At 43.4% G+C, this 26037-nt stretch carries 24 protein-coding genes and 1 pseudogene; all 25 read right to left on the bottom strand.

All coding sequences use genetic code 11. The features are described from left to right. Positions 1-552: a WcaF family extracellular polysaccharide biosynthesis acetyltransferase gene (locus tag DYU05_RS16685; RefSeq protein ID WP_117384275.1), complete on the bottom strand. Its 552-nt coding sequence runs from the start codon at positions 550-552 to the stop codon at positions 1-3. Beyond that, positions 530-1949, bottom strand: a pseudogene (xrtY, locus tag DYU05_RS21555) (exosortase Y). Before xrtY ends, DYU05_RS16685 begins: the two are co-directional and overlap by 23 nt. Then, entirely contained in the window at positions 1946-2566 is a 621-nt protein-coding gene (locus DYU05_RS16670; protein WP_117384272.1) for a class I SAM-dependent methyltransferase, read from the bottom strand. The pseudogene xrtY and the gene DYU05_RS16670 overlap by 4 nt, the downstream one beginning before the upstream one ends. Beyond that, entirely contained in the window at positions 2563-3693 is a 1131-nt protein-coding gene (locus DYU05_RS16665) for an XrtY-associated glycosyltransferase XYAG1 (protein WP_117384271.1), read from the bottom strand. The genes DYU05_RS16670 and DYU05_RS16665 overlap by 4 nt, the downstream gene beginning before the upstream one ends. After that, positions 3690-5102 carry an exosortase Y-associated Wzy-like protein gene (locus DYU05_RS16660; RefSeq protein ID WP_117384270.1) on the bottom strand — a complete coding sequence of 471 codons (1413 nt, stop codon included), beginning with the start codon at positions 5100-5102 and terminating at the stop codon, positions 3690-3692. The genes DYU05_RS16665 and DYU05_RS16660 overlap by 4 nt, the downstream gene beginning before the upstream one ends. Then, the gene (locus DYU05_RS16655; protein ID WP_117384269.1) at positions 5095-6258 is read right to left on the bottom strand and encodes a glycosyltransferase family 4 protein; all 1164 of its coding nucleotides are present in this window, start codon (positions 6256-6258) and stop codon (positions 5095-5097) included. Before DYU05_RS16655 ends, DYU05_RS16660 begins: the two co-directional genes overlap by 8 nt. After that, positions 6258-7538 (bottom strand): glycosyltransferase, encoded by a 1281-nt coding sequence (locus DYU05_RS16650; RefSeq protein WP_235854043.1) that lies wholly within the window; start codon positions 7536-7538, stop codon positions 6258-6260. Before DYU05_RS16650 ends, DYU05_RS16655 begins: the two co-directional genes overlap by 1 nt. Next, positions 7535-8563, bottom strand: a complete 1029-nt coding sequence (locus DYU05_RS16645) for an acyltransferase family protein (protein ID WP_117384268.1) — start codon at positions 8561-8563, stop codon at positions 7535-7537. The genes DYU05_RS16650 and DYU05_RS16645 overlap by 4 nt, the downstream gene beginning before the upstream one ends. Then, entirely contained in the window at positions 8547-9785 is a 1239-nt protein-coding gene (locus DYU05_RS16640; RefSeq protein WP_117384267.1) for a glycosyltransferase, read from the bottom strand. The genes DYU05_RS16645 and DYU05_RS16640 overlap by 17 nt, the downstream gene beginning before the upstream one ends. Then, positions 9778-10800 carry a glycosyltransferase gene (locus tag DYU05_RS16635; RefSeq protein ID WP_117384266.1) on the bottom strand — a complete coding sequence of 341 codons (1023 nt, stop codon included), beginning with the start codon at positions 10798-10800 and terminating at the stop codon, positions 9778-9780. The genes DYU05_RS16640 and DYU05_RS16635 overlap by 8 nt, the downstream gene beginning before the upstream one ends. Then, a complete protein-coding gene (locus DYU05_RS16630) occupies positions 10797-11792 on the bottom strand; it encodes a glycosyltransferase (protein WP_117384265.1) in 996 nt (331 codons plus the stop codon). Before DYU05_RS16630 ends, DYU05_RS16635 begins: the two co-directional genes overlap by 4 nt. Beyond that, complete coding sequence (locus DYU05_RS16625) at positions 11782-12711, bottom strand: glycosyltransferase family 2 protein (protein WP_117384264.1); 930 nt, start codon at positions 12709-12711, stop codon at positions 11782-11784. The genes DYU05_RS16630 and DYU05_RS16625 overlap by 11 nt, the downstream gene beginning before the upstream one ends. Next, positions 12711-13691, bottom strand: a complete 981-nt coding sequence (locus DYU05_RS16620) for a hypothetical protein (RefSeq protein ID WP_117384263.1) — start codon at positions 13689-13691, stop codon at positions 12711-12713. The genes DYU05_RS16625 and DYU05_RS16620 overlap by 1 nt, the downstream gene beginning before the upstream one ends. After that, positions 13672-14745, bottom strand: coding sequence for an acyltransferase family protein (locus DYU05_RS16615; protein ID WP_117384262.1), 1074 nt, complete (start codon positions 14743-14745; stop codon positions 13672-13674). The genes DYU05_RS16620 and DYU05_RS16615 overlap by 20 nt, the downstream gene beginning before the upstream one ends. Then, positions 14738-15871, bottom strand: a complete 1134-nt coding sequence (locus tag DYU05_RS16610; protein WP_117384261.1) for a glycosyltransferase family 61 protein — start codon at positions 15869-15871, stop codon at positions 14738-14740. The genes DYU05_RS16615 and DYU05_RS16610 overlap by 8 nt, the downstream gene beginning before the upstream one ends. Then, positions 15861-16832, bottom strand: coding sequence for a glycosyltransferase family 2 protein (locus tag DYU05_RS16605; protein ID WP_117384260.1), 972 nt, complete (start codon positions 16830-16832; stop codon positions 15861-15863). The genes DYU05_RS16610 and DYU05_RS16605 overlap by 11 nt, the downstream gene beginning before the upstream one ends. Beyond that, positions 16825-17811, bottom strand: coding sequence for a glycosyltransferase family 10 domain-containing protein (locus DYU05_RS16600; RefSeq protein WP_117384259.1), 987 nt, complete (start codon positions 17809-17811; stop codon positions 16825-16827). The genes DYU05_RS16605 and DYU05_RS16600 overlap by 8 nt, the downstream gene beginning before the upstream one ends. Further along, complete coding sequence (locus DYU05_RS16595) at positions 17808-18698, bottom strand: glycosyltransferase (RefSeq protein WP_117384258.1); 891 nt, start codon at positions 18696-18698, stop codon at positions 17808-17810. The genes DYU05_RS16600 and DYU05_RS16595 overlap by 4 nt, the downstream gene beginning before the upstream one ends. After that, complete coding sequence (locus DYU05_RS16590; protein WP_205771921.1) at positions 18695-19717, bottom strand: glycosyl transferase; 1023 nt, start codon at positions 19715-19717, stop codon at positions 18695-18697. The genes DYU05_RS16595 and DYU05_RS16590 overlap by 4 nt, the downstream gene beginning before the upstream one ends. After that, positions 19707-21431 carry a methyltransferase, TIGR04325 family gene (locus tag DYU05_RS16585; protein WP_117384257.1) on the bottom strand — a complete coding sequence of 575 codons (1725 nt, stop codon included), beginning with the start codon at positions 21429-21431 and terminating at the stop codon, positions 19707-19709. Before DYU05_RS16585 ends, DYU05_RS16590 begins: the two co-directional genes overlap by 11 nt. Further along, complete coding sequence (locus tag DYU05_RS16580) at positions 21431-22120, bottom strand: FkbM family methyltransferase (protein ID WP_117384256.1); 690 nt, start codon at positions 22118-22120, stop codon at positions 21431-21433. The genes DYU05_RS16585 and DYU05_RS16580 overlap by 1 nt, the downstream gene beginning before the upstream one ends. Further along, complete coding sequence (locus DYU05_RS16575) at positions 22117-22971, bottom strand: alpha-1,2-fucosyltransferase (protein WP_117384255.1); 855 nt, start codon at positions 22969-22971, stop codon at positions 22117-22119. The genes DYU05_RS16580 and DYU05_RS16575 overlap by 4 nt, the downstream gene beginning before the upstream one ends. After that, entirely contained in the window at positions 22968-23897 is a 930-nt protein-coding gene (locus tag DYU05_RS16570; protein WP_235854047.1) for a glycosyltransferase family 2 protein, read from the bottom strand. Before DYU05_RS16570 ends, DYU05_RS16575 begins: the two co-directional genes overlap by 4 nt. After that, a complete protein-coding gene (locus tag DYU05_RS16565; protein WP_133300253.1) occupies positions 23890-25128 on the bottom strand; it encodes an acyltransferase family protein in 1239 nt (412 codons plus the stop codon). Before DYU05_RS16565 ends, DYU05_RS16570 begins: the two co-directional genes overlap by 8 nt. Further along, positions 25112-26008: an exostosin domain-containing protein gene (locus DYU05_RS16560; RefSeq protein ID WP_165852098.1), complete on the bottom strand. Its 897-nt coding sequence runs from the start codon at positions 26006-26008 to the stop codon at positions 25112-25114. Before DYU05_RS16560 ends, DYU05_RS16565 begins: the two co-directional genes overlap by 17 nt. Positions 26009-26037: the final 29 nt, after the last annotated feature.

Genomic DNA, 26037 nt, shown 5'->3' with positions numbered 1-26037 from the left:
TTATTCAATAGTTCTCTCCCGCACTTTTACTGCCGGGTTGCCCTGGTAAATACCAAAAGCATCTAAATTTTTCGTCGCTACAGATCCTGCGGTTAACACCGCGTGTGATCCTACCGTTATTCCCTGGTTGATGATGGCACAGCATCCTATCCAAGCACCATCAGCCAACACAATATTGCCTGTAATCAGGTCAAACGTGCGCTGTTTGTAATTGTGACTACCTGTTTGCAATATGGCTCCTTGTGAAATGCAAATATCGCTGCCTATAGTTACAGGTACCAGGTTGTCTATCCAAACACCTTCGCCTATCCAGGTATCGTTACCTACAACAAGGTGCCACGGGTATTTAATATTTACGCAAGGCTTAATAACAACCCTGCTGCCTAATTTTGCTCCAAACAACTTCAGTAAAGCCACTTTAATTGCGTTAATGGGGAGCAAACTTGTTTTAAACACAATAGCATTGACGTAAAACCAAAGCAAACGTTTAATTGCACTTCCACCCGGATGGTAAGGAGCGTTATCATATTCAGACAGTTTGGTGGTGCCCATTGGTGTTTGTTGCTTTGTTGTTTATCCAGTAGTATAAGGCCACGGAGATCAATATATAAATCACTACATCGAAGATAATGTGGTGATCTATAATTCGGTTCTTGGATTTGGTCCAGAATAAAGCCAGCAGCATTAATCTGAAAACATTTAAGATTTGTATGGATAGTAGTCCTGTAAATAGGAAGATTAATTTAGCTTTAATTTTTTTTGGGTAAGCAATTACAAAAGCTGCGAAAAAGCTCATTACGCCTAGCCCAAGGCAGGTATATACCATTTCTATACGTCCATGTCCGGCCACCATTAGTTGGGTATCGCTTGCAACCGATGAATAGCCTAGCCAGTTTAGTACTGTAGAGGAACTGGTCAGCAAAGCATGCCTTAACCAGGCTATATAGTTTAAATGCTCACTTAAGAAAAGACTGTAGTTGTTGTGACGGGTAGTAAGGCCAAAGAAGATAATGTTGGCATAATAGAACAGCACGAATAGTATAAGGAAAGTAATGCCAAACCTTACAGCTACGTTATTTTTTATCCCTATTTGCATTATCTACTGTCTTTGTTAGTTCATCTATTTTAATATCTACTACCAGGCGAAACCAGAACGCCTGCATAAAATGGAAAATAATACCCGTGCGTCCATCTAATATCCCCAATTTGAAAATCAGGCGGTAAAAGAGGTAGAGTACCGGCCTAAGGTACAACGGCATGTGCCACCAGCGCAATTTAAGCCACGCTGTGCGTTCGTCTGGTGTACCCCAAAATTTTGGTTGTAAAGTTTGCATCCGTAGTCCCCGTCTTCTCTCGGTTTCCTCCAAAGCAAGCAGGTCACTGTACCGGTTGTGTTTTTCTATCCAAAAGCGGATGTTGTTCTCTTTTAAATTTTCTTCCAAAATGTAACCCTTCTTCCAGACGGCGGTGTTGCCGGGTACAATGAACCGATGGTCCATGTTCTCATTTAGATCAGAATAGCCAACACCGAAGCGGAACATTTTAAGCAGGTAAAAAGGGTAATAGCCACCGTGTTTTATCCACCTGCCCTTGAAGAAGTTTTTACGGTTGAAGTAAATGCCGTTAATACCGGCATAATCTGAATCTGTAAAGCTACGCAGTAGCTGCTTTAGCTCGGGTGTAATCACCTGGTCTGCGTCGAGGCAGAATACCCATGGCGTAACTACTTTAAAGTTGGTTAACGCGTGATGCCATTGCTTTGGGTGGTTTTCAAATTTATGCTGTAGCACTTTGGCTCCTGCAGCTGTTGCAAGCTGCAAGGTGTTGTCGTTACTGAAAGAGTCTAGCACGAACGTTTCGGCATCCAAGTCTTTAATTGACGCCAGCAAACGTGGCAGATGTACCTCCTCATTATAAGTGAGAATGATAAAGGAAAACTCCGTATTCAACTTAGACGGGCTTTAATGATCATGCTTTTCCAAACATAAGGTATCCGACCACAGCCAGCAAAGTTGGTTACGGTGAAACCCTTATCAACAAGCAAACCGGTTAATGTTCTTACCGACCACATTTTTATGTGCCCGCCCAGCCAACGCGGATTTTGATGTTTGTCCCAACTGTCAGTGACGCTCAAGAGAAGATTTTTTAAATAACCATGATATGGCGTTGAAATAATGAGCTCACCTCCCGGGCTAAGTTGTTGCCTGCAAAAATTTATAAATGCATCCGGGTCATACAAGTGCTCTATTACTTCTGTAGATATCACTGTGTCAAAGTGGATCTTCCGTAATTCTTCAGGCAACTCGTTGCTGGATAGGTCTTGCACAAAAAAGCGGTCCGGATTAGACTGTTTGGCAATAGCAATGCCTTCTTGTGAGGCATCTGTTCCGTAGGCGTTGTACCCTAATAATACCAGATGATTTACAAGGTAGCCGTTGCCGCAGCCCAGATCCAGTATGCACCGGTTCTTACCTTTGTCAAGCATACCGAGCAGTGGTTTAAGCATGTACCTGAGGTTATGCGTAATGGTATTTTCCTGAAAGCCGTAATCTTTATAGTCGCTCATTGATCAATAACATGCTGGTAAAGATCGATATATTGTTTTGTTAATGGTTCCCCTGTAAAGTCTTGTTTTATCCTGGTGGGTGCTGTTGTTCTGATGTCTTCTAATAAAACTTTATTAGCCGCTACATTGGCTATATTTTCAGTAATTGATGATGGAGTAGTTTTGCAAACCCATCCAAAGTTATTGTCGAGGACGTAATCGGCAAGCCCCACATTTTCGCTCAACAAAACAGCGGTACCTACACTTAAACTTTCTACTACAACATTGGCAAAGTTCTCGTCGTGCGACGGCAATACCAGGAGATCATGTTTTGCAATCAGATTGAACTTGTCTTCCTTTATAAACCCAACCCAACTGATTTTGTCCTGAATGACTGTACTTAGCTGTTTAAGTTTTTCAATGTAAACCGGATTGCCATCACCGGCAATGGTTAATTGAAAAGGTAGCGTCAAAATTTTTAACGACTCCAATAAAATGTCCAACCCTTTCTTCTCGTCAATACGGGAAAAGAAGAGAAGCTTTAGTTCTTTAGTTGGCATTGGACTAGTGTTGTTTTCAGAATGAGATAGCTTAACAAAGTTTGGTAAGGCGTGTATGCGATCTGTATTGATTAACCTTTTAATGACCGCCGCTTCATAATCAGATGTCGCATGAATGTGGCACTTACTGAGCAACCTTTTACCTATGCTATTATGTAAAATTGACTTAATACCTTTAATACCGTTATCAAATGAGTAGGAGCTCAACATACCTCTGGGCGAGATTACAACAGGAATGCCGTTCTTTACAGCAACAAAGCAGGAAAGAACGGAAACAAGGTTCCACCAGGCATGAATATGAACCACGTCATAGTTCCTGACGTGTCCATTCAAGTGCTTTAGTAAAGCAGGCGAAAAATGGGTGTGGTCTTTAGTAATACGTTTAAAGTAGGTCACATCAACCCCGTCTACATTTTGCAGCACGTTTGGAGTAACATCAAGTTCGGTGTTGCCGTTGGCGGTAGTAGTAAAAACGTCTACAAAAACACCTGTTTTTGTAAGCTCTTCGCACAACATTGCTACTGACATAGTAGGCCCACCATACACGTAGGCAGGCTTATAAGCAGGTGTTATGTGCAGTATCTTCAAATCTTCTCAAGGATGCGTTTTTTCAACAATATTTTATGCACCATCAGCATGGTAACATAACTCCAAAAAACAGAATTTACTAAAAATTCAAAGCTTAGTCCACGCCAAAATATTTGGAATAAGCCGCTGTATATAAGTGCCGTCCCCAATATATATCCACCAAAAAGCTGTTCAGCTTTAACAGAGATTGACTGTGCCAGTGCACCAAAAATAAACAGCGAAAAGAAAACCCCTGGGATACCCCATGATAGGTAGCCATCAACAATATAGGCGGGCTTGGCAGACACGGTAGAACCTCGTTTTACAACACCGGCATTGTAAACGCGCTCCATTACCCAATCCTCTGTAATAGGTTTGCCAGGCCAAATTATACGGGGCACTATTGCCACTGCCGATTGCTTTACAAGCGTAAAGCCATAGTATCCTACATTTGCCGGTGTGGATTGCAGGTACGTTGTAAACATATCCACTTCGCTTAACCTGAATACCAGGAAACCCCAGGTTGAGTTATCCTCTTCCTCATCGCCATTTATCGTTGCGTCTAGTGCTAGTTTATAAGCCTCGTCAGAATCGACATTATCTCCCCACGCATTCTCACGGAAAACGTGGTTATAGGTGGGCAAAAAGATAAACAGTAACAATAGTGCCGGCCCGAACACAAGTGTTACTATTTTTTTGTAATTGGGATAGAGAAATATACCTAATACTAAAACACTTATTATGATCGGTTCTTTGAAACCGGAGGTAAGCGCCTGGTAAAAGTTGGAAATATATAGCAGTAAACTGAAAAATATAGTCGCTGCTTTTTTTAATGGAATAGCAAAAGCAAGGGCTAATGTGCCCGCTATAAAGCTCAGTGAACTAAACTGAAAATAGAATTGGCTCAACCCCGGAATACGGATGGACAGTATGGAAATGGGAAGCGAGATGACTGCTATCTGGAAGATAACGTTGGCGAGTTTGTTTCTGTCCGTCCTGTATTGGGGCTTAAAGTCGTAGTTCATGAACAGTATCATGCCCGAAGCCAAAGCCGCATGGCCCAGTGCATAGTACTGCTGGCATTTAGCAGTAAGCGCAAGTTTTTCCTTATCGACAATAAAGTATATGCCCTGGCCAGAGAGATCGTTTACCCCAAGCAAGTTCAGAAAGTAAAAAATGGAGCTGCACGCCATATAACCCACAAATACAATTTGAACGAGGAAAATCGGTCGCATTAGTTGCTCGCCAATGTTCCTGTCGGTTGGTATTGGCTTAATATATCCGGAGTAGCATATAAAAAATATAAAGAACGAACCCAACCAGGCAATAAAGTACGATACTATGGCATCATTAGCAAAAAGCAACGATAACAGCCATGGTATATATAGTACAATATACCGCTCAATAGGATTTGCGGTACGCTTAGCCATTTACCTGTTTTACAATCACTTCAGCCTGTACCTCAAAATTCCAGGGTATTATCATTTCATTCGACACTTTTCCCATACTCGTTAATCCCATTTTGCCTTGTTCAACCGCCAAATTTAACTTTTCGAGTAATGAAGTAACATCGCCGGCTTTAAATATAAAGCCATTGCGACCATTTACAACCAGGTCGGGAACGCACCCAGTTTTATCAGAAGCAATAATGGCTTTGGAACAAGCCATGGCTTCATTAACGGCTAATCCCCAGGTCTCCGCCGGTCCCATTGATGGCAGGCAGAATAGATCACAAGCCTGGTATACTGCAGGCATTGCCGACTGATTTTGAAAGTTTAGAAAGTGGATATTAGCCCAGCAGTTAGCGTGTTGTTTTAATTCCTTTTCTAATGGACCGTTCCCAACAAACAACAGGTGTATATTAGGTTGGCTAAGCTGTTGAAAAGCTTTCAACAGCAGCAAAGGGTCTTTTTTCTTCTCAAACTTTCCGGCGAATAATATCATGAGCCTTTCATTGTCGATATATAATGACGCCCTAATAGCAGCAGCGTCAACGGACCTGTCTTCTGCAAACCTGCTGTTTTCTACAGCATGGGGTGCAAAAACAAGGCGATGATCTTCAACACCATACTTCTTAAAGTAAGCCATGGTATTTTGGCCGGGATAAATAGCAATATCAATGTGGTTGTAAACCCATCTTAAAAAAACAGCTTTAAGGTGGCTTTTTACACCGTTACTATCATCAAGCAAGGTAGAGTCGCCACGGAACAGGAGTTTGATCTTTTTTGAAAAATGCCTGATAACACGTAAGTGGCTGTGATAAGCCCAACCGTAAACCAAAATTGCATCAGGCTGCCATTGTTCCAGTTCTGTTATAAGGGAAGGATTTTTTATGCCTTTATAGTGGTGTGAACCTTTGTCACAGGCTGAGTTGTGAACCCATTCGTATTTGTATCCGTCTAAAAGGTCAATGTCCCATTTGATTTTTTTACCAAACCCAGGATCATGTTTACTTAACGAAGCTTCTCCCCAGGTATAAAATACTTTCAGGTCCAGTTGCTGCGCCAATAACCGGAATACAGGCGCATAATACTGTATGGGGTGCGTTGTAATTATAGCGAGTTTCTTCGGATAATTTATACTCATTAAGATTCTATTACGCTGTCGAAAAGTTCGCACTGTTTCCGTGTAAGCTCTTTTGCGGAGTATCTCACCAAAGCGTCAGCATTATAAACCGGGGGGATGGCTTTGCCTTCTAACACAGACATCAAAAATCTTCTTATGTGTTCCTGTAAGTGTGCATCATTGTCAAAGTTATGTACATCTGTCGCGTCAAACTCTTTTAAGGTGCTTATAGCCGGGCTCTGCCTGTGGAAAATAGCAAGCAGAGGCTTTTTGCTGAGTAAGTACGGGTAAATTTTAGATGCGGTGTACTTAGCATCATCTGAGCCTGGAATAAAAAGCGCATCGGCCTGCTTAATTGTGCTTAACGCGTGATAATAGCTTATCCTGTTTGTTACTTCAGTAATTATCCCTTCTAACTCGTACTCTTTCGCAAGAGGGAGTATTGTAGGGGTGCCAGTATCCTGTGGGGCGTAGCTGGTACCTATAAAATGCAACCTCAGTCTGTTATATGCTTCTGGCTGCTGAGACAGCCCCTGCTTAATTGATTCAAAAAAAGGCGTTATAGCTTTATGCATATCAGTACCACCCCGCCCTATATAAACAACGTTTTTATAGGTAGGATTAAGTAGCTTGGGGAAGTCGTCTCCGTGTTTTTTTGCAATCGCCATGTCTTGATCGGAACTACCAAACGTAATAATCGCAGTCGGAATATCTTTTATTTCAGGGTACCTTGCCTTTAGATCTGCGATGTACTGCGGAGAGACGCTTATCAATCCTCCAACATCCTTCATGGCTTTTGACTCCAGCCATTTATTAACCCGATAGGATAGCCAGTGTTTGGCGGGGCGTTCATGTTTCGGTTTATTAAGGTAATAATCCGTATGCCAGGGATCCTGCATGTCAATAACGTACGGTATACCAAATCGCCGCCGCCAATAAGCACCAAGAGTGCACGCCGAGAACTGAGTGGTTGAAAAGTATATCAGGTCAAATTGTTTCTGTTTTAGCAGATCATTCCCCTTTTGTTTGTAAAACCACCAGGAACGATAAGCTATATTACCAAAGCCTATTCTCATTGTCCACTTCTTGTTTAATGCCTTAACCGTATGTACGAGTATGTCTTTGGGAATACTTTTTGTTAGTAATGGATCTTTTGGAGCGTCACTCAGCTGTTGGTCTGTTGTTAGTACTTCGGCCTCCCAACCATTTTCTTTAAAAAAGGGTAGGCTTATTCTCACACGCTGCATATCAGGCATGTTGGAAGGAGGAAAGTAAGGAGAGATAATAAGAACGCGTTTCAATCAGTTGAGAATAGCAGCCCGTTGATGTGCCGGGCCAGTTTATGAGATGGTTTTTCTATCACCAGATAAAAAAGGTATGCGGCAACTATTGTTAGTACCACAAAGAGGATATAAGTAGCATTATCTATTATCAACCATCGTTTTAGTAACAAGAAAACCAGCGGGTGACACAAGTATAATGAGTATGAGAATTTCCCCATCCGCTCAAGAGAAGAATAAGGTGAGTGATTTTTGTAGTAAGATATTTCTGCTTCTATCCACTTGTACAGTAATAGTGCAAACAGATTCATGGAGATGATATAACTTAAATGCGCATGGAACTTAGCCACGCTGCAAAGGCAACTAACAAAGAAAACAAGAGTACGATAACCTTGCAGTCGCGAGAATTTAATTTCTTTTGCCTGATCTATATTCTCGGCTATCAACACCCCCAGCAGCCAGCAAGGCAAGCCCACTATCCAGGTAAAATAGTTTCCAAATTGCCAGTAGTAGCCATGATAACCGATACCTGTTTGCCTTACCAATGCGAAAATATCATGCTTAGCAGCTACCAGGATGAACACTGCTGCAACCAGCCAAGAAAGGATGAACTTGTTTTTCCAACTTAAGTTAATGCTCAGCAAGGCAGGGTAGATTGCATAGTAAATTAACTCACAATACAAACTCCACGTTACTGTCTTTTCCGGATGATTGAAAGCTGATCCTGCTATACAAATCAATGCTAAGGGAATAATAATTCTAACAAAACGCCGAATCCAGAAGCGACCTACATGAGCTATCCCGCCTTTGCAAGGATAATGTATAACAAAGCCCGAAATAATAAAGAAAGCTATTACCGCAGATGTGCCATCAAAGGCGTTTGCAAGAAAGGCGCCAGCCAGTTTAACAGGAAGTATAGCAGAATTCTTAAGACTTTCGGCCCATACATTATCAAAATGCGATAGCATTACAATAAAGGCCAGCACAAAGCGGATGCTGTCTACTCCGTAAAACCAATTAGTGGAGCGTTTACCTGCTAACGTCATTGAAGTTGCTTATAGTTGTTTCCACTACCTTCAAAAACTTTTTACTTTCTGTTTCCCAGTTGTAGCGGTCGGCAGCAAGGTTGGCAGAGGTAGCTTTATGAAGTTGAAGACGGCCGCTATCTTCATAATAGCGGCTTAGTATCTCCGCAAGAGATTTATAATCTCCCTTGGGGTAAACCTCGCCCAGATCAGGATTAGCTTGCATGAAGGCACGCTGCGCTTTTGTGTCACTTGCAATCACAGCGAGGCCTGCCTGCATATAAGTGAAAAGCTTGTTGCTTAATGCAATATCGTTATTAATGGTAAACGCGGGCTCTAACGCCAATCCTACATCAAACTGCTGTGAAAATTCAGTAAGTTTATCGGCTTCCATTGTTGAATGGAACTGAACGTTGATGCCGCTATCTTTAATTAAGCTTACAAATTGTTCGCTGCTGGCCGGCACATCTCCTAATAGATGTAATTCGAAGTGCTCGTTGGGCAGTGTTTTTAGTGCGTCTACAACATCATTTATTCCGCGATTATTACCAATCGTCTGTGAGAACCAGAATAGCTTTATAACACCGGATTGTTCAGGTTTAGTAATTGGATTACTCGTTTTTGGAAATACATTCAATACAATTACCGGATCCAGGTTTGGATATATTTTTTGATAAGCTTCTGCTATTTGCGGGCTGCTGGCCGTAACATAATTTACCTGTGGTAAATACCTGTCCTCAATTGAGCTTTTTAAGATTACATCTTTATCAGCAACATTGTTGCTTGTTTCATGCCGGTGAAAATCCTCGGCATCAAAGCCGCAGGGCTTGGTACGACGCTTTGCAGCTTCAACAGCTGCCGGCAACGCACCCAGGTTATGTGCTATATAAAGGTCTGCATTGTGTTTTTTAGCTTCCTCAATAAGCGCTTTAGAACTGCGGGCGATAACATATTTGGAGATGATTTTATAACCGCTTTTCTCAGCGATAAGCCTGGACGCTTTAAACAACATACGGCTTTTTAGAAAAGCTAATGGTTTGTCAACAGGATCACCGCCAACCCTTATGGCCATCCATTTTTTTTGCGTCAGCAGTTTGGTGTCGAGTTCTGTACCCCAGTTATTCCAATACGCATAAAGCACGGTAACATGGTATCCTGCATCGGTAAGGGCGTCAGCCTCTTTAACCAACCTGGGATTTAGAGAAGGTTGCCCTGATGTGATCAACAATACTTTCTTAGCCATTAACAAGTGAAAGATATTCGGAGGCTATCACTTTAACATCAAATCTGCTCTCCGCATTTTGGCGGCACCTTAACCGATCTATTTTCGCCAGTTCTGATGTCTTTTTTACCATTCCCGCTTTATCCTGTACAACAAAGCCGTTAACACCTTCCTGAACTACTTCCGGCACGGAACCGCGCTTAAAAGCAATCACAGGCGTGCCGCAGGCCATCGCTTCTATCATTACCAGGCCAAATGGTTCATCCCATTCTATAGGGAACAAAAGGGCCTTTGATTGTCGCAGGTAATTGTTCTTTTGTAGATCATTTAGTGGGCCAACATACCGTATTTGTTCACCGTCGATCTGTGGTTCTATCAGGGTTTTAAAGTACGCCAGGTTATCAGAGGTGTGTGACACGTTACCCGCAAGGATAAGGTTGTTGCCTGTTGCCTTTGCTACTTCAATAGCTGTGTGTACTCCCTTAATCTTGTCCAGCCTGCCCAGGAACATCAACGGCATATTAAAATTAAGCACATCATTTACCTCGTAGCGACTAAAGTCTATCGCATTGTAAACGGTGTTCCAGCTGCCGGCCACGTTACCGGTAGATACACAATAGTTACTGCAGGCGGTAAATAACAGATTACGGTTCGGCAGAGTTGTAAACAACTTAATCCCCTTTCGTGATACCGGCCGCCCGTAGGTCATTAGCTTTTTTAAATTGCCGTTGAGGATCGGCAACAGATAGATCAGCCTGCCAAAATTATGTACCAGATCGAAGCTTTTTTTGTTGTGATGCAGGTACTTCCAAACAGAAACGATTTCCTTGTTCTTTGTCGCATTCGAACGTTCCAGGTCATTGGTGCCAAAGGTGATTGTTGTTCCGTTGCAGTAAGAGTCTGGCCCCGCTAATAAGGTCACCTCATGCCCCAGACGGTGATACTCTTCAGCAAAAAGGTATACCAGTCGTTCGTGTCCGCCGTATAGCATTGGCGGTACAGGTATGCCCGGATCCATTATCAACAGGATTTTCATCTAGCATTCAGTTCTTTGTAAACATCCTCAGCTATCTGCAAATACTTTTTCGCGCATATCTCTAACGTTAAATTCTCCAGCACGTAATTTCTTGGCGAAAATCTATCTATGTTTTGTAGAAAGGTATTCAGCGAAGCTTCAAAGTCATTCATGTCCGTGAATCTCTCACCGCACCGTTCATCCCAATAAGGGACGGAACTTACAGGCTGATACTTCACCCTTTCGGGGTAGTATTCCGGGTCTTGCCAGTAGCCACCTCTGTCCCAGGCAAGAATAGGTGTATTTGTTGCCAATATTTGCTGGTAAGCCAATCCTTGCGTTTCGTGCTCGCATAAAAACAATACTGCTTTTGCCCGTGAGAGTTTGTCCCGTAACTCGTCGTGTGTATAGTTCCCGTATTTAATGTACTCGGTTATGAGGCCTTTGTTAGAAAGCGTTTGTTTCAAAGGTTCAATAAGTTCCTGTTCAAGCCTTTCCCGTTCCCATCTTACCTTATCATATATCAGGAAGTCAGTAGTTTTTTCGCCTGGTATTGTGGTCCAAATGTCTGTGTCTATTCCTGTTGGCCAAGCCAGTACTTTATCGCCGTAGTAAGGCGCGCACATTTCCCGCATCCACTCCCCGGGTACCAAAAATCGTTTAACGTTGGGGAACTCTGTAAAAAGGTTTGGCCTGTCAATAGGATGGGAGTAGATGCCTGCTCCTAAAATTACCGGGTTATTCCATTGTCGTTCAAATAACAAGTGTGGCTTGCCTATAATGCAGGCAATCTCCTCCGGATGTTTTTTAAGATACCTGTAATCATTAAACCGATAGGGTACGTTCATCTTGTCCAATCCCCGCATGAGGTTGAGCGCTACGGTCATCACCCCGCCGGGTCGTTGTTTTCCTCTGACTACCCTGCGAATAAATCGCCTCGGATACCGGTCAAACCTGATCCACCTGTCCGGGTCAGGTTCTGCATAAAAAATATTTAACGGCTTATCTGGCATTTAATAAGCGCCGTATGGTAAGTAACCGTTCTGTTGCTGCAAAGCCCATTAACTTGTACATGCGCGCTATACCTCTGTTCTCTCCAGGAATAAAAGCCGGACTTAATTGATATAGCCAATTATAAACCTCACGGCCTGTGTTAATATCTGTTTTAGCAATCCAATGCGCCAGGTGCCAAAGTTTGTTGCTGGCTGCACTCTTGTAACGCTGCGTGAGCCTGCCTTCCTGCTCCAGCTTTTCAAAGCATTTTTTATAGATATTCAGTTGGGCCAAATGGCTGGCGGCTTCTGTCAACCCCGAAGCATTTTGAAGCCTTTGCCGGCCGTGTGCCCGGTGAGCAAAGGTGCTTTGCTGTACGTACCCAATTTTGGGCAACTTTAGGGCAACTTCTATGATGAATTGCCGATCATCTAGCGCTGCAAATTCCTGCCGGTGGGGTATGTCTTCTATAAAGCTCTTCCTGAAAAGATAAGCACTGTAGTGCGAGGAGTCGCACTCGCCAAGTTGTTGCGCCAAAAAGTCGTCGCAAACAGTCCATTGTATTTCTTTTATTAACTGTTCGTCTTCTGTAAATACCTGATAACCCGCACAGGTTACATCAAGTTCGCCCCGCTCTGCAGCTTCAAACAGCGCCTTTGTAGAGCCGGACAGCAGCCAGTCGTCTGAGTCCAAAAAGCGAACGTATTTCCCTGTTGCAAGAGCAAACCCTTTATTAACAGCCCAGTCCTTACCCTGGTTATCCTGGCGAAGCAATGTAAGGTCCTGTTGCTGCTGTAACCACTCCCAAGTACCATCGGTACTGCCGTCGTCTATTACGATCACCTCTGTTGTTGGGCCTTGCTCGCGACAACTACTTATTGCTTTTGGCAGACTCCAAAGGCGATTATAGGTAGGTATTATAATGCTTACGTCGACCATTACTCAATTATCCTTTCAGACGGGGGAACTTGACGTGTCCCCGCTATAGTACGATAAAGCGGCCGCAGGATATTTTTTAAAGTACTCTTTAGTAAAGCTGGTGCGGTAACTTTTAAAAAGGTAAGTGACCTGGCTTTGGCTATACTATAGTTGTTGCTAAACATATATTCCAGTTGCGTTGCTTCTTTAAGGTAAGGCAACGTTTGATTGTGATGGCCAAGAAAATGAACGATAAGTGGGCGGGCAATGGTTAACGGCCAGTTAGGTTGGTAGTTTACGTGGCCGGGTGTATTGAACAAAACCGCTTTGCCAGTTAAAACATCGGACTTTATACCTGATTGATAATTTACAAATTCTGCTAATACAGTTCCATCTTCAACAACGGGCCGTTGCTGATGCAGCTCCATAGCAAGGGCCATCAGCACCTCGTCATTAGGACGGTTACGGAGTCGTTTAAACCCTATAGCATCATACTGCGGCTCCAGCTCGCGTGCAGTTTGATAAACTTTACCTGCCGTTTCGCCCTCCTCCAGGTAGTATACGCCTCCATTAAATTTCGGCAACTGCCCGATGCTAAATCTTTTGCAAACCGCAGCAATGTCACCAAACCATTCGCCGTCTTGTATAGGCGTCCCAATTACAGAAACATGGCGCTCCTTAAACCGCTCAAATACAGGCAACAAGCTGCCATATACGAGGCAATCGCTATCTATGAACAACGTGCGCCCCATCGGTGCTATTTTATCCAGATGCAGCTTAGGAGAAAATCCTTTACCAAGCTCATCAGAAGCTATCTGTATAATATTCACGTAACTTTTTACGTCCGGCGGCAGATCATCTGTCATGTCGGTAACAAGGTAAAACGTTATACCACTATCCTTATTCCACCAACGGAACGACCTTGCGAGGTTTACAGCCAGATTTATATACAGCTGTTTCCCGGTAGCTAGGGTAAGTACATTAAGCGGCTGTTGTGGCAAGAACTTTTTTTCTTTTAGTAAAAGGCGTTTCTATGTATTTGAAACTTAACCAACAAATAGCAGGTATAGCGACTATCCCGGCTGATAGTACAGGTAATTGCAGCGGCTCTGGTACAAAGCGGTGCGTTAAATAATTTTTTAATATGATTAATGGTTGATGAAGCAGGTAAAGTGAATAGCTTGACAAGCCTATAGCACTAAAAATCCGCACTGGTAAACTGGAATGCGAACGAATCCACTGCTCGTTGGATATAACCCATAAGAACGGCAATGTCCATATAAGAATGTTCAATTGATCGAACACAATGGGCAAGTTGTCTGGAATGATCCGTATTGCTGCAAAAGCCACTATCACCAGTAAATTAAAGGCTAAAAACCAAGGTTTTTGCAGGTGCAAACATAAGGGTTGATCGTTATCTGCAAGGTACGCACCCCAACACCAGGCAAACCAAAGGTTGGTAATCAAAAAGCGCGTCGGGAAAGTAAGACCATCGTGATATGAACAGATTAATATACTTGTTACGCTTACTATAAAGGTAAATATTAAAGCCTTTGTAAGCGAACCCTTTTGCCTAACCGCATAAAACAATGGATAAATTAAGTAGAAAGCGATTTCTACAGTAATAGTCCATAACACCGCATTAATGGTGTTAAAGTATGCGCTGCTAAATCCTTGAAGGGCTAACAGGTGCCATAAAAAATCACCGGTACTGGGCGACTTACCATAAGTGAAATATTGTACAGCTATGGCAAACAGTAATGCAAAGAGATACGGAGGATAAATCCGTAGAAAACGAGCTATGTAATACTCTTTTAAGGGCAGCGGTTTGTTGGCTTGAAGATATTTCAGATTTGAAAGATGAATACAGTATCCACTAAGCAAAAAGAAAAGCGGAACTGCATAAGTTGCACCAAAATTATCTGTATGCGCCAATGCCTGCCACCTGGTGTACTTAGCAAGCAAGGAGCCAACATGCTGATGATAATAGAACACCCCAAGAGCTGCTGCAGCACGTAAAAGATCGATAGTAATTAAAGAACCCTTTTTAATCATTGGGTAACAAGTCTTTCAATTCGTTTAAATCAACGATGATGTTACCCCATGCAGCGTTTTGCGGCTTTGCACCTGCCATATAATGATAGTTAAGCTTTAATATGCGTGCGAGGGTGAAATAGCAATCGGTGCGAAAGTAATCCGGAGAAAATATTTCGATCACGGTAGTACCCTCTTTGGCAAATAAGATATTTGCCAGGGCGGCGGAATGTACACCTACCACAACAGAAGCAGCTTGCGTTAGCGCGGCTTGTTCTGCAATACTCAACATATCAGGCTCAACTATCTCGAAGCCTTCCTTTTGCAGGAGAAGGATGACTTCTGCTTCGTTAAGTACTTTGCGTCCGGCATTCTCACCTCTTTTAAAGTAGACCTTTTTTTTATTGGGATCCGTTAAAGTACCATTAAGTAGAACTCCGCGTAGATAACTTACTGCCCAGCCAGGTGTTCGCCCTTCGCTCCCCGGCAACGATGCCAGGAATAAGTTATCAAAGTGCAGTTTAACATGGTTATTTACAAGTAGTATTCTTTCTTTGGATATTCCGAACAATGTTAAAATCTCCAGAAATTTTTCAGGAACTGCTGATGATATGCAGTAGCAATCAATTTGCTCATGGACCGACTTATAGAGTTTGATCCTTGGCAATACATCGAACAACCAGTGATAATAGTTATGGCTTTGTGGCGATACTAATACTGCACCTGTGCCCGTTATTTTTTTTACGTTGGTAGAGAACGTGAAAAATGGGTGCCTAATGATAAATTTTCGAAGAGAACTTATATTGAAGTTATGCGTGAACTCAGTAAACAATTCATTACGGCGGCTGAGCACTAAACCATGCTGTTTGTAAAAGTAACAGTCTTTGATGTTATATAAATAGCCCGGGGCAGTTTGATAGAACAAATTTGAGCTAAACTTTTGTTTATCGCCATCTTTCCCGTCCGGTAGAGTATGCGTGTGGTGCTCACTATGTTCAAGCTGTAGATAAGAATGGTTGCGTACACTTTTGTAAACTCCGCTTTTTGCATTTTCCCGATCTATCCATTCCTTAACTGAATTAACAAGCCGGGCAGGATAAACAAAAGGAAATTGCTTAGCAATATTTTTAAGCGAATTAAAGTTCATTCTTGTGCCCGCCGTTTTTGTAATAGCTAAGCAGCCTTACAGCTTTCCAGCCAAATAACTTTCTCAATTGTTTATGCAAGCCTTCTTGATATGGCAACCAGGTAGCCCCCCCCCTCTCTTTTATAAACTGCTCAATTTCACTACAGAGCTGAGGATGGGCTGGGTAAGCGTTACTCAGCAAATGCATAGCCTGATTAGCTAGCAACTTATCAATAGATGGATCTTTAATGTGCTGCTCCTTAAGCTGAATAGATCTGAACGCGCTATGCAAGGCGGCACTTTGTTTTTGCGCACTTAAGTTATTTTGGTGCTTGTGCCTGCGGTAGTAACATACTGAATCCTGCACGTATTTCATACCGGACGACCTCAAAACAACCCTGCAAAAAAACTCGCCATCGTCATCAACTGTCAGCATTGTATTCCATAACCCAGCATCGTCAACTACGGAACGGGGCACCAACCAGCTGTGCTGCGGGATCATCCCGCCTGCAAGCATGCTATCGTTTCCGCCATACAAATCGTATAACAGCGTTGTTCCGTTGGGATAATCAGCAGACAAATAACTTTCTGGCATATTGGTGTTCTTGTCGCTATCATCAAAAAAGTTGACGTGTTTCCCATATGCTATTATTCCTCGCAAGTGACCTATACTGTTTACCTGAAGTTCTATCTTGTTATCAGCAAGCAAATCGTCGGCATCTAAAAATTGGAGGTAATCGCCAGTGGCAACCGACAGCCCTTTGTTACGTGCAAAGCTCGCACCTGGGTTAACTTCTTTTAACAGTTGTATAGCGCTGCCGAAACTCGCAGCTACGTTATAGGTATCGTCTGCAGAATTATTGTCGACTACAATCACCTCTTTATTCAACCAAGTTTGAGCAAGTGCACTTTCAATGGTTTCGCGCAAGTATTCAGCAGCGTTATAAGCCGGGATGATGATTGATACTTTCGGCTCAGACATTGTTAAAGATTCCGGCCCATTTTTCCCGGGAGGTTTGCAAAACGTTGTTTTTCAACCACGGTTCACTCAGGTATTTTAAATAAAGTTCAGGGTTGTTATCCAGTTCTATTATGCGATCGATCACTGCAGAGAAGTCCGGTTTTCTGTATTTCTTTTCACGGGCTAACGACTTCAACTTTCTTTTAATACGGTGAACAGGACCGTTTAAGTACTGAGGGCGGATATCTTCAAAATCCATCAGGCCGAACTTCGACAACTTAGTGTTGATCCAGTGCTTGTCCATGTAATCATTCACGTTTATAAAGCTGCTTGTATCGAAAATATCGCCTACGAAAGGGTCACCGCAATAAATGGGTAAACTATCGGCGCGCATTGCATCGTAGAGTTTTTCTGTTTGGTATCCCGGATAAACGTCATTTTCGAAGGCAATGGTAAACTTGTATTCACCTAAAAACCGGCGCTTGCGCTCCCACATACTGCCGGTGTAACTCTTATCTATGCTGCCCATATTGTTCATGGATTTCCCCGGCGCATCAACTTTTTTGTATTTAGACAACTGCTTAAAGAATTCCTCCCGGTAGGGTACCCGGTGTGAATACAGGAAGTTACAGAAGCCGGTTTTTTGCGATAATATCTTTTTTGCGTTATAGTTCACTGGTTTAAGCAGGTCTTCTGGCCGGGTACCATGCCACTGAATACGAGTATATCTGCTGTTCTTCACCTCCTCTTCCCTTGGAACGCCAAACGCATACTCGCAGATAGAAAGATCGGGCTTTATGTTTTCACAATAATACCCTATGCGTTTATAGTTGCCCTTTGGAGGCAGGTCATTACCATAAGGCCCAAATATTACAAAGTCCGGATGTACTGCTTCTTCAAAATTAAATAGTTCGCTAACTCCGTTAACGTCAAACACATCACGTTTAAAATCGCTGAAGTTAAGGCCGTTTTGAAACCGAAGCTTTATTAAATGCTTCATGTTCCGGTGATAAATTCAAAGCTATCCTGCATGTTGCAATCATCTATGTACAGGTAATAACTATTGTAGATTTCTTTAAGAGTATCAGTGTTTAATGCGACTTGTTGCGATGAGATTTGTGTTTTACCGTAAAGCTTTTTGCCTGCAAAAATCTTCAGTTTAGACCAGTTGCTTATCTCCGCACCATCACCTGCGTAGTTGTACATTAGCATGCCTAATTTCCCTTGATCTTGAACTAATTGTTGGTTCTTATGAGAAGTTACCGATTGTTCATGTGCTACGCTCAACGCGTTGTAGCCTGTATAATAGATGATACTGGCTTTAAGATAACTAATGCGCAGCGAGTACTCCCAGTCCATCATAACAAAGGAGGTGTTATATAATCCTACATAGGCCAAAGCGCTTCGCCGGATCAGCATGTGCACGTCGCCAAAGGTAAAAGATGGTACGTCGCCTTGCTGCCATTTACTGAACTGCGGCAAACGGCTGTACTTTTCAATTTGCGCCGGATTGTTAAGCGAGGAGCCAAGGTCATTAGAGATCACGACATCCACTTCCGAATGTTGCAGCATATAAGCTTTGCATTGGCGAATGGCGGCGTAACAGAACACATCGTCGTCAATTATTTTCTTGATGATCTCGCCACGCGCTATCAACATTGCTTTGTTCCACCCGTGCGCTTGGTTCTTGTCCGGCTCGGATATAAACTGCTGTATACGGCCATCAGTATACAATCCTTGCAGGTATTCTTTGCTGCCATCTCTGCTATCACCGTCCACCACCACAATCTCTTCCCCGGGTTGTAGGTTTGCTATCAATCGTTCCAGTGTAATGCGCAGAAATAGCAAGCGGTTGCGGGTAGCGATAATGTAGGACAGCTCGATCAATCTATTTTAATGTAGTTCTTTTGGTAATATTTTCTTTTTGAAGCAAAGAATACATCCGAAAAGAATTGCCGTGCAGATTTTTTCAGATCCATCTTATAGATACCCAGTTTGTATTTGCTGCTTAATGCAGTCACTTGCTGCACGTCAAGCGCGTTAAGGCTGTCTGTGCCCGGGTATTGCTGTTTTATAGTTTTATCGATACTCTCCAGCCTTGCGAGGTAAGGTTTATAAACCTTTTCTATTACGTCGCCTGGTAAATCGTATCCGCCTAAAAACCATCTGCCGTCCGAAAGGTATTTAAGGTCGTGAAAATGATAAAACACTAACTTGTTACCATCTACCCCGAGGTTGTCGTTATGTTCCGAATATTTATAATTAAGTGCGTTCCATGGGGCAAGGCCGGCTTCCGCGTTGCGGCAGATGTATATGCCATTAAACATGTATGGCCAGCTGTCCAGGTATTTCTGGTCACCCATTTTCCCATCTTCGTATCGCGCATAACACCAGTTAAGGCATGCTTGCAGCCACCAGTTTAATACGATATTACCGTCAACTGTATTCTTAAACGTTACGAACTGAACGCAATATATACCTGCTGCGGCGCTCTGGTCATAAGCTGGGTGATAGTTATGAGGGGTAATCAACACAGAGCTTTCACCCATATCATGGATTAGCGTCGTCGGGTCAGAGTAAAAGTAAAGGTCAGCATCCAGGTAAGTGCAGTTATCCAGGTTGTAGTTATCTATGCAATATCTCACGGTTGCTGGTGTACAGGTCCAGCAATATTCGGCAACCGAGCGGCCCGGTTTTACAGCTAGCAGTTCCTTGTTCTCCAGTTGATCCAGGCTGATTATAGTTGCATCGGGGTACGCCAGCTCTGTTAATATCTGGTACGTTTTAGCATCAAAAGCAACAATGTATAAGTGAAAGGAAGCACATTGCTGCTGCAGCGACTCGTACAGTGCTATGCCCTTTGCAAGGTAGGCTGTGTTGAACAAAGTGCAGAAGTTAAGCTTCATTCAGTTTAAATAAAAAGCCTTTCCAATATAGCTTTGCACCATCTTCAGCTTTGGACGGGTAATCTATATGGCTGTCAAAATCTGCTATAAGTTGATAATTGTTTTTAAAGACGGCAATAAACACTTCTTCGTTAAAGAACCAGCAGGCGTATGATGCCCGGTGAATGCTCGATGGTACGTTTTGTATAGTTAAGCGCTGCTCGTTACCAGCTATAAATGATGTTCTGTCGATAAGTATGTATTTAAAGTTATAACTACTTAACGAAGCAACAAACCCGTAAGGGTTTGGCAAGTATTGCAGCACGCTGGATAGCAGCAATACGTTTGCCTTGTTGTTTTGCAGTGCCTCGTCAATGGTGTAGGCGAAATTTAATACTCCGTCTGCTACATCTGCATTGCCTGGGTCTACATAAGCGGGCTGCTCTACTACCGTCCATTGAAGTTTGGCACCAAATGGTGCTATGGCTTTAAACTGAAAATAGCTGGAACCTAAGGCACCTCCGAAATCTATTACATTTAATTTATTGTCGTTCTCTGCGGTTGCTTTTAGCAGACCGGCAATTGCCGGCCAACTGTAAGGAACTTTGTCGAACAATACCGAATCGCGCTCACCGGCCGCCTCACCGTTCTTCACCTTCAGTATGGCCGCCTTCGTTTTTTGAAGGATGGAAGCATCTTCATAACCCGATGTTTCTTTTTGCGCTTCCTCCCAGTTTTTGTAATTACCGGCCCACATTACCGAGCTTCCCTTGTGTGGGCGTGCTTTTCTGTACAAACTGCTAAGCCCCGGTGGGATGAGTTGTTTTACCTGTTCGCGAATGGCTCGTTTTGCCTTTGCTTTTTGGGACGGTAAGGTAACCTCGCGATATCCCTCTATCATTTTCCGCGTGATAGATTCATTTTCTGCAACAAGGAGTTTTTTCACCTTTACAGGCGTTTCGGCAAACTTTATCTTACCGGTATACTGGTCGTTCCCGCCGTGAGTTCCGCCGGCACCAAAGCCAATATTTTTAGTGACCGAATGTTTTGGATACAAGGTTAGTTTATTTTCCAGATAGGCCACTGCCTGCCAGCGTATGGCCCAGGAGTTGACATTGCCTTTTATTTGGTCAATCAGCATGTCTTCAAAGCGGTAAGCTCCGTGGAGGTTGAATTTACTTATAAGCCCTTGCTCCCTAAGCTGATTTAATAGTTTTTGAGGGTTAGGCTCAAATAGCTGCCATCTGTCCGCCCAGGTAGCCCAGCCCCAGCAGTCGGGTATTGGTACAAAAAACGTGTCACTTACGGCATCATCTGCGGCGAAAAAGTTGAGCGCCCCAATGCTTAATACATTTTGCTCTTCGCGGTAAGTTGTAAGTGCTTCGTTCATGAAGCGCAGGAAGTACCTGGAAGTGATCAGATCATCTTCCAAAACGATTACAGCGCCATGTTTATTTACCACCTGGGTAACACCGGAAATAACAGAACCGGCTAGTCCCTTGTTGGCTACAGACTCAGTAATGAAAACCTCCCGGCACCATTGCTTCTCCCTTATAACTTTGCGGGTTTCTTCAATATTCTTTAGTGCTTCTGCATCCGCGTCATGTTTTGCCCCATCAGCAAAAATGTACAGGGTCGAGTCATTTGCAAGTTCATTAGCTGCCAATGCAGTCAGCACCTGCCTGGTGTGTTCAGGACGACTATAAACAAAAAGAACAATAGGAGCTAAAGGCATTAAATATTAAGGCAGTTATTGTCCCGGTAAAATATGCTGGTACACTTAAGATAGGTTACACCAGGAGCCAATCCCCAAAAGTCCAGCTGCTTAAATCCGGCAGCTTTTAGGTGATCTGTACCCTGGCTATACTCTGCTCTTTCTGAATCGTCCAACACAATAATTCCGTTCTCTGTTAAGGCAGGGATGCTGTTCTTGCAGCAATTTACACGGTCGCGTCCGTCTACTATAACAACATCATATTTCTTTTCAGTTTCCAGCGCGTAACGGCTATACCTGCCGCCTGCTTTCATCTCGCAATAAAAAAGATTAACATTTACAGGCATGGTGTTCCTGATCTTTTCGTACCAATGCCGGTCGTTCTCTACGCTGTCTACCTGTGCAACTCTCTTGCTGTAGTAGAGGGTTGAGTTGCCGCTTCCAAATTCAAAAAGCGCAAAGGTTTCCTGCAGCCTTGGCGTTATAAAGTGAATGAATGGGTAAGTTACCCAGGGGAGTGGCTGGCCGGTAACATCTATAATGGCGTTGTTCGCTATAGAGTTTACCCAACCAATGTCATGCAGGTAGCCGTCCCGTTTAAAGCCGAGTAGCGCATTGTCCTCCGGTTCACTAAGCAGGAACATTAGCTTTTGGCGCCCAAAAGTAGCTGTAAGTATGCTGGCAAGCAATTTTCTCAAGAACTGCTTCATGCGGTTATCCAGTTTATAGATTGATTATAGGAGATTCCTGTAGGATACTCCTGAGCGGTATTATATCCAAGCCAGTTTTTAGGGGCATATACCACTTTGCCCGGTTTGTTGTTTAGCCAGGCGCCCCACCAACTAAATGAACTGCAGGATAGTACACAAACATCTGCATTCATTAGAAATTGTAGATCGGTAATTTCATCATGAGTGGAGATGTACTTGTTCCTTACAAATGCAAATTCCTTTTCTACATAGCCGGGATCATCGCTAATAAAGACGTACTGCATGTTATTATCGGCTATATGGCTTAAAGCTTTTTTATAGTAGCTGATTGGAAGCGCCATGTTCAAATCGGAGTAGTCGCCCCGCCTGATATGTATAACAGCTTTTGGTCCGGCAGTAAGTCCTGATAATATCCGTTCAAACTCCTGCCGGTATGAGGGTTTAATTGTTAGTAATTGTTTAAGGTCCACCTTTACTTCCTCAAAGTATCGTTCCGATTGAAAGTAACCCTTATACATTCTTTTATCTTGCAGCTTTTGTATAGCCTCAGCGGGTTCCTCGTTGTTGCCAATTACCATTTGCTGCCTGTTCAGGAAGACGGCATTCAACAAACGATAAAAACGCCTTTTAAGATGAAACCGGAAGATGTTCTTAAATCCTGCAACGGCAAACAGGCCTTCGTCAAGCGGCCTTAAGGCATCATGCTTAAGGTTAAAGTACTTAGCCGGGATAAACTCTTCCACATTTTTATCCAGGTAGAACTTAACATTAAGCCTGCGTGCTGTGGCATATATAAATGCGTATTGAAATAACTGATTGCCAAGACGTCCTTCCAGTTCCACAGCAATCATTTCTTCAGGGTCCGTTTAATTTTATTTATGCCGCGGTGCAACAATGTTGGTTTAGGATAAATACGCTTCACTATTTTCTTATGCAGCTTTTTGTAGAATGCAGCTTTTTCGTCTTTATCTACCAGCTTTAACGGTTTTTTGCTGCGGGTGTGGAACCAAGTGTATCGGCCCTTACCCAGCATATATTTTAGAAAATCTTCGTCAATCCTGTCGAAGAACGGGGTGAGGCCATACGTAGCTTTGACTGATACCGACCACAGGTTGGCCTCGGCATCGCGCATCCAATAGGAGTTCTCATAATCTAACCGGTGATAATAGAACGAATCTTTAAGCACCACGGCTTTGGCACCGCATATAGCTTGCCGCGCACCAAAGGTCCAGGTATCCAGCGCGCCGGTACCTTCTGCATACCCCCAGGCTTTTATCCAGCTTTCTTTAGTGAACAGGTAGTTGCCATGCTGGCCTGGTGTGTTTTCGCCGGCAAGGTAACCGTTTATGTCAAACACCCCTTCGGGCAGCGACCACACGTATTCCGGTTTATTAATATCATTAAGGAAAAAGTGCTGGTACTGAAACGAAGCTACATCGGCACCGGTCTCTGCCAGGTATTGCTTTAGTGCTGCAATGGAATCCGGCGCGAGTATATTATCGGCATCAAGGCAAAACAGTAGATTGTTGGCCGAGTTCTCTACAGCAGTATTGCGTGCAGCGGCACCGCCCTTGTTCCTTTTATGTTCGTAAACCTGTATGGCAGGGTATTTTTCTTGCAATGCAAGCAGCACTTCGGCAGTGTTATCCGTTGCACAGTCGTTTACAATAATCAGTTCATCGCCCTTGGCGAAGTTAGTCTCCATTATTGAACCGACCGATTCCGCTATAGTAGCAGCACAGTTAAAAGCGGGAATGAAAAATGAGATGTTAGACACCAACTGTTCTTGTTTTGTACCTGCTGATGATCTTTTGTTCAAAGTATTTATAGCTAAGGTGCGCAAGTCCCACCAATATGATCATGTACAAGATAAAAAGAAATATGTGCACCAATGGGTTTTCTGTTAGCTTGAACCACCCTCCAAAGAATGCACCACCAGTCATAAAAAATGCGATAAGCGGATTATGGAACAGGTATATGCCGTAAGATATTTTGCCCAGGTAGGCTACTGGTTTTGACTGCAGGATAGCCGGGAATAATGGTCTTTTTATAACCGCGGGTGCAACCAGGCAAACCGCCAAAATATTGACAAGGGTATACTGGTAGGCGGCACGGATGTTGATTAGGAAATGTGGCGTCTTTTCGTCAAACCAAAAGCCCGGGAAGTCATACCCAAAGCTTTTCCCCTCTACCAGAAAATACCCTGCTTTTCTTAAAAAGTATAAACAGGTAAGCCCAACACCTAACCAAATAAACGCTGCTAAAAGGAAGTTGCGATAAGGGTGTTGTAAGGTAAAAGGAAATATAGCCAGCGCTGCGCCCATAGCCAGCGCGTCGGCCTGGCATAGCGTGTTGGTGTACAGCAATTCACCAAGCCAGTATTTATCAGTTACCATGCCGACTCCATAAACAGCAGTCCACAGCCGTATAAGCGGACATAAAACAATTAAGCCTAAAACTATTTTCTTCAGCGTGGCGATGCTAGTGAAGTAAACAACAAAAGGGAAGACAAGGTAGAACTGCTCTTCCAGCGATAGCGACCATAGATGACCGAAGAACTGGTTAGATGTATCATCCCATTGGAAAAAATACCGCAGGTTAAGGCGTATATTATAGGTGTAAGTAAGGTAGCTGGGCCAGGCATTTTTAAGCGCGTTTATGCCCGAGGCAATGATCACGTTGTCGGCCAACTGCGGTATAGCATAGCGACTTACCATAAGAAGTACACTTGTAGCGGCTATGAAAAGATAATATACCGGGAATATGCGCAGGGTTCGTTTATAGAAGAAGTTGCCAATGTACTGCTTAAACGGCTTTGGCTTTTCGTTCACCAGTATGCGCGTAATAAGAAAGCCAGACAGCACAAAGAAGATGTTGACACCGATCCAGCCGAATTTCAATGAAATGGAATTATTTGGCCAATGGGTCATGATCACCAGCATGGCAGCTATAGCACGTATGCCATCCAGTCCGGGCAGGTAATCCAGCTTTTTAACCAAGGTGCTCAAGTTCTTTTATCACGTATTTGCACCATTGCTGGTAGTAGAGTTCATTCTTCCAGTACTGGTAAGCTTTGCGCCCTTTTTCCAGCGCTTCTGTTTTGTTGATGGAGGTAAGAATATTGTCCAGATCGTCAATCGTAGCTGCGTAGTAGCTTATCTCTTCCCAAGGGATAAACTTTTTAAAAGGACGTACGTCAGCATCCCCAATAAGGCAGGGCGCTGTGCCCAATTGCATTGCCTCAAAAAACCGGAACGAATTACAACTGGTTCCTCTTGGGCACAAGGCTATGTACGACGCCATGGTATTCAGGTTATAGTTCATGGCCCAAAACCAGCGTTTGTAAAACCTGGTAGGTAGGCTGCCGCCAACAATAACACCGGTGCTCCCGGCATACCGTTTTTGCATTTCTACCCGGATAGGGTGGGTATCGAATGATCCGTTGAAGCTTGCCTTAAGTGTTTTTGCCGGCATGACCGGAGGCTTGCGGTGCGGACTGCAAAGTATCGGTACATCTATACCCGCGTTGGTGGTCCGTGCAGCGGTGAACTCTGTTGCTCTACCCAGATTAACCAGTGTGCCACCATCAAACTGTGTTATGGTAAAGGTGCGCTGGTCATCTATAATGATATTGTTTACGGCTGATTGTAATTCTGCCAAGCCTTCGCCATGCGCTGCGAAATTATGGTTGATGTGCCAGCGCGTCCAATACACCGGCAGGTAGTGCCATGTAGCCTCAGCAGGATCGGGGGTGAGCAGTTCTTTTTGTTTACGCAGCCAAATCTCAAAGTCCTGTTCTATGCCATAGTCACGGTTGTGCGACGGGTATTTTAACCGTTGATGATCCGGCTTTAAAATTGACGGCGTATCAAGAATATAGAGTTTCAATAAAGTGTGGTTTCTGAAGGTTTTGGTAT

The organism is Mucilaginibacter terrenus, from assembly GCF_003432065.1.
Lineage (GTDB): Bacteria > Bacteroidota > Bacteroidia > Sphingobacteriales > Sphingobacteriaceae > Mucilaginibacter > Mucilaginibacter terrenus.
Note: the sequence above shows the minus strand (reverse complement) of the source record. Positions and strands in the feature narration are given on the sequence as shown.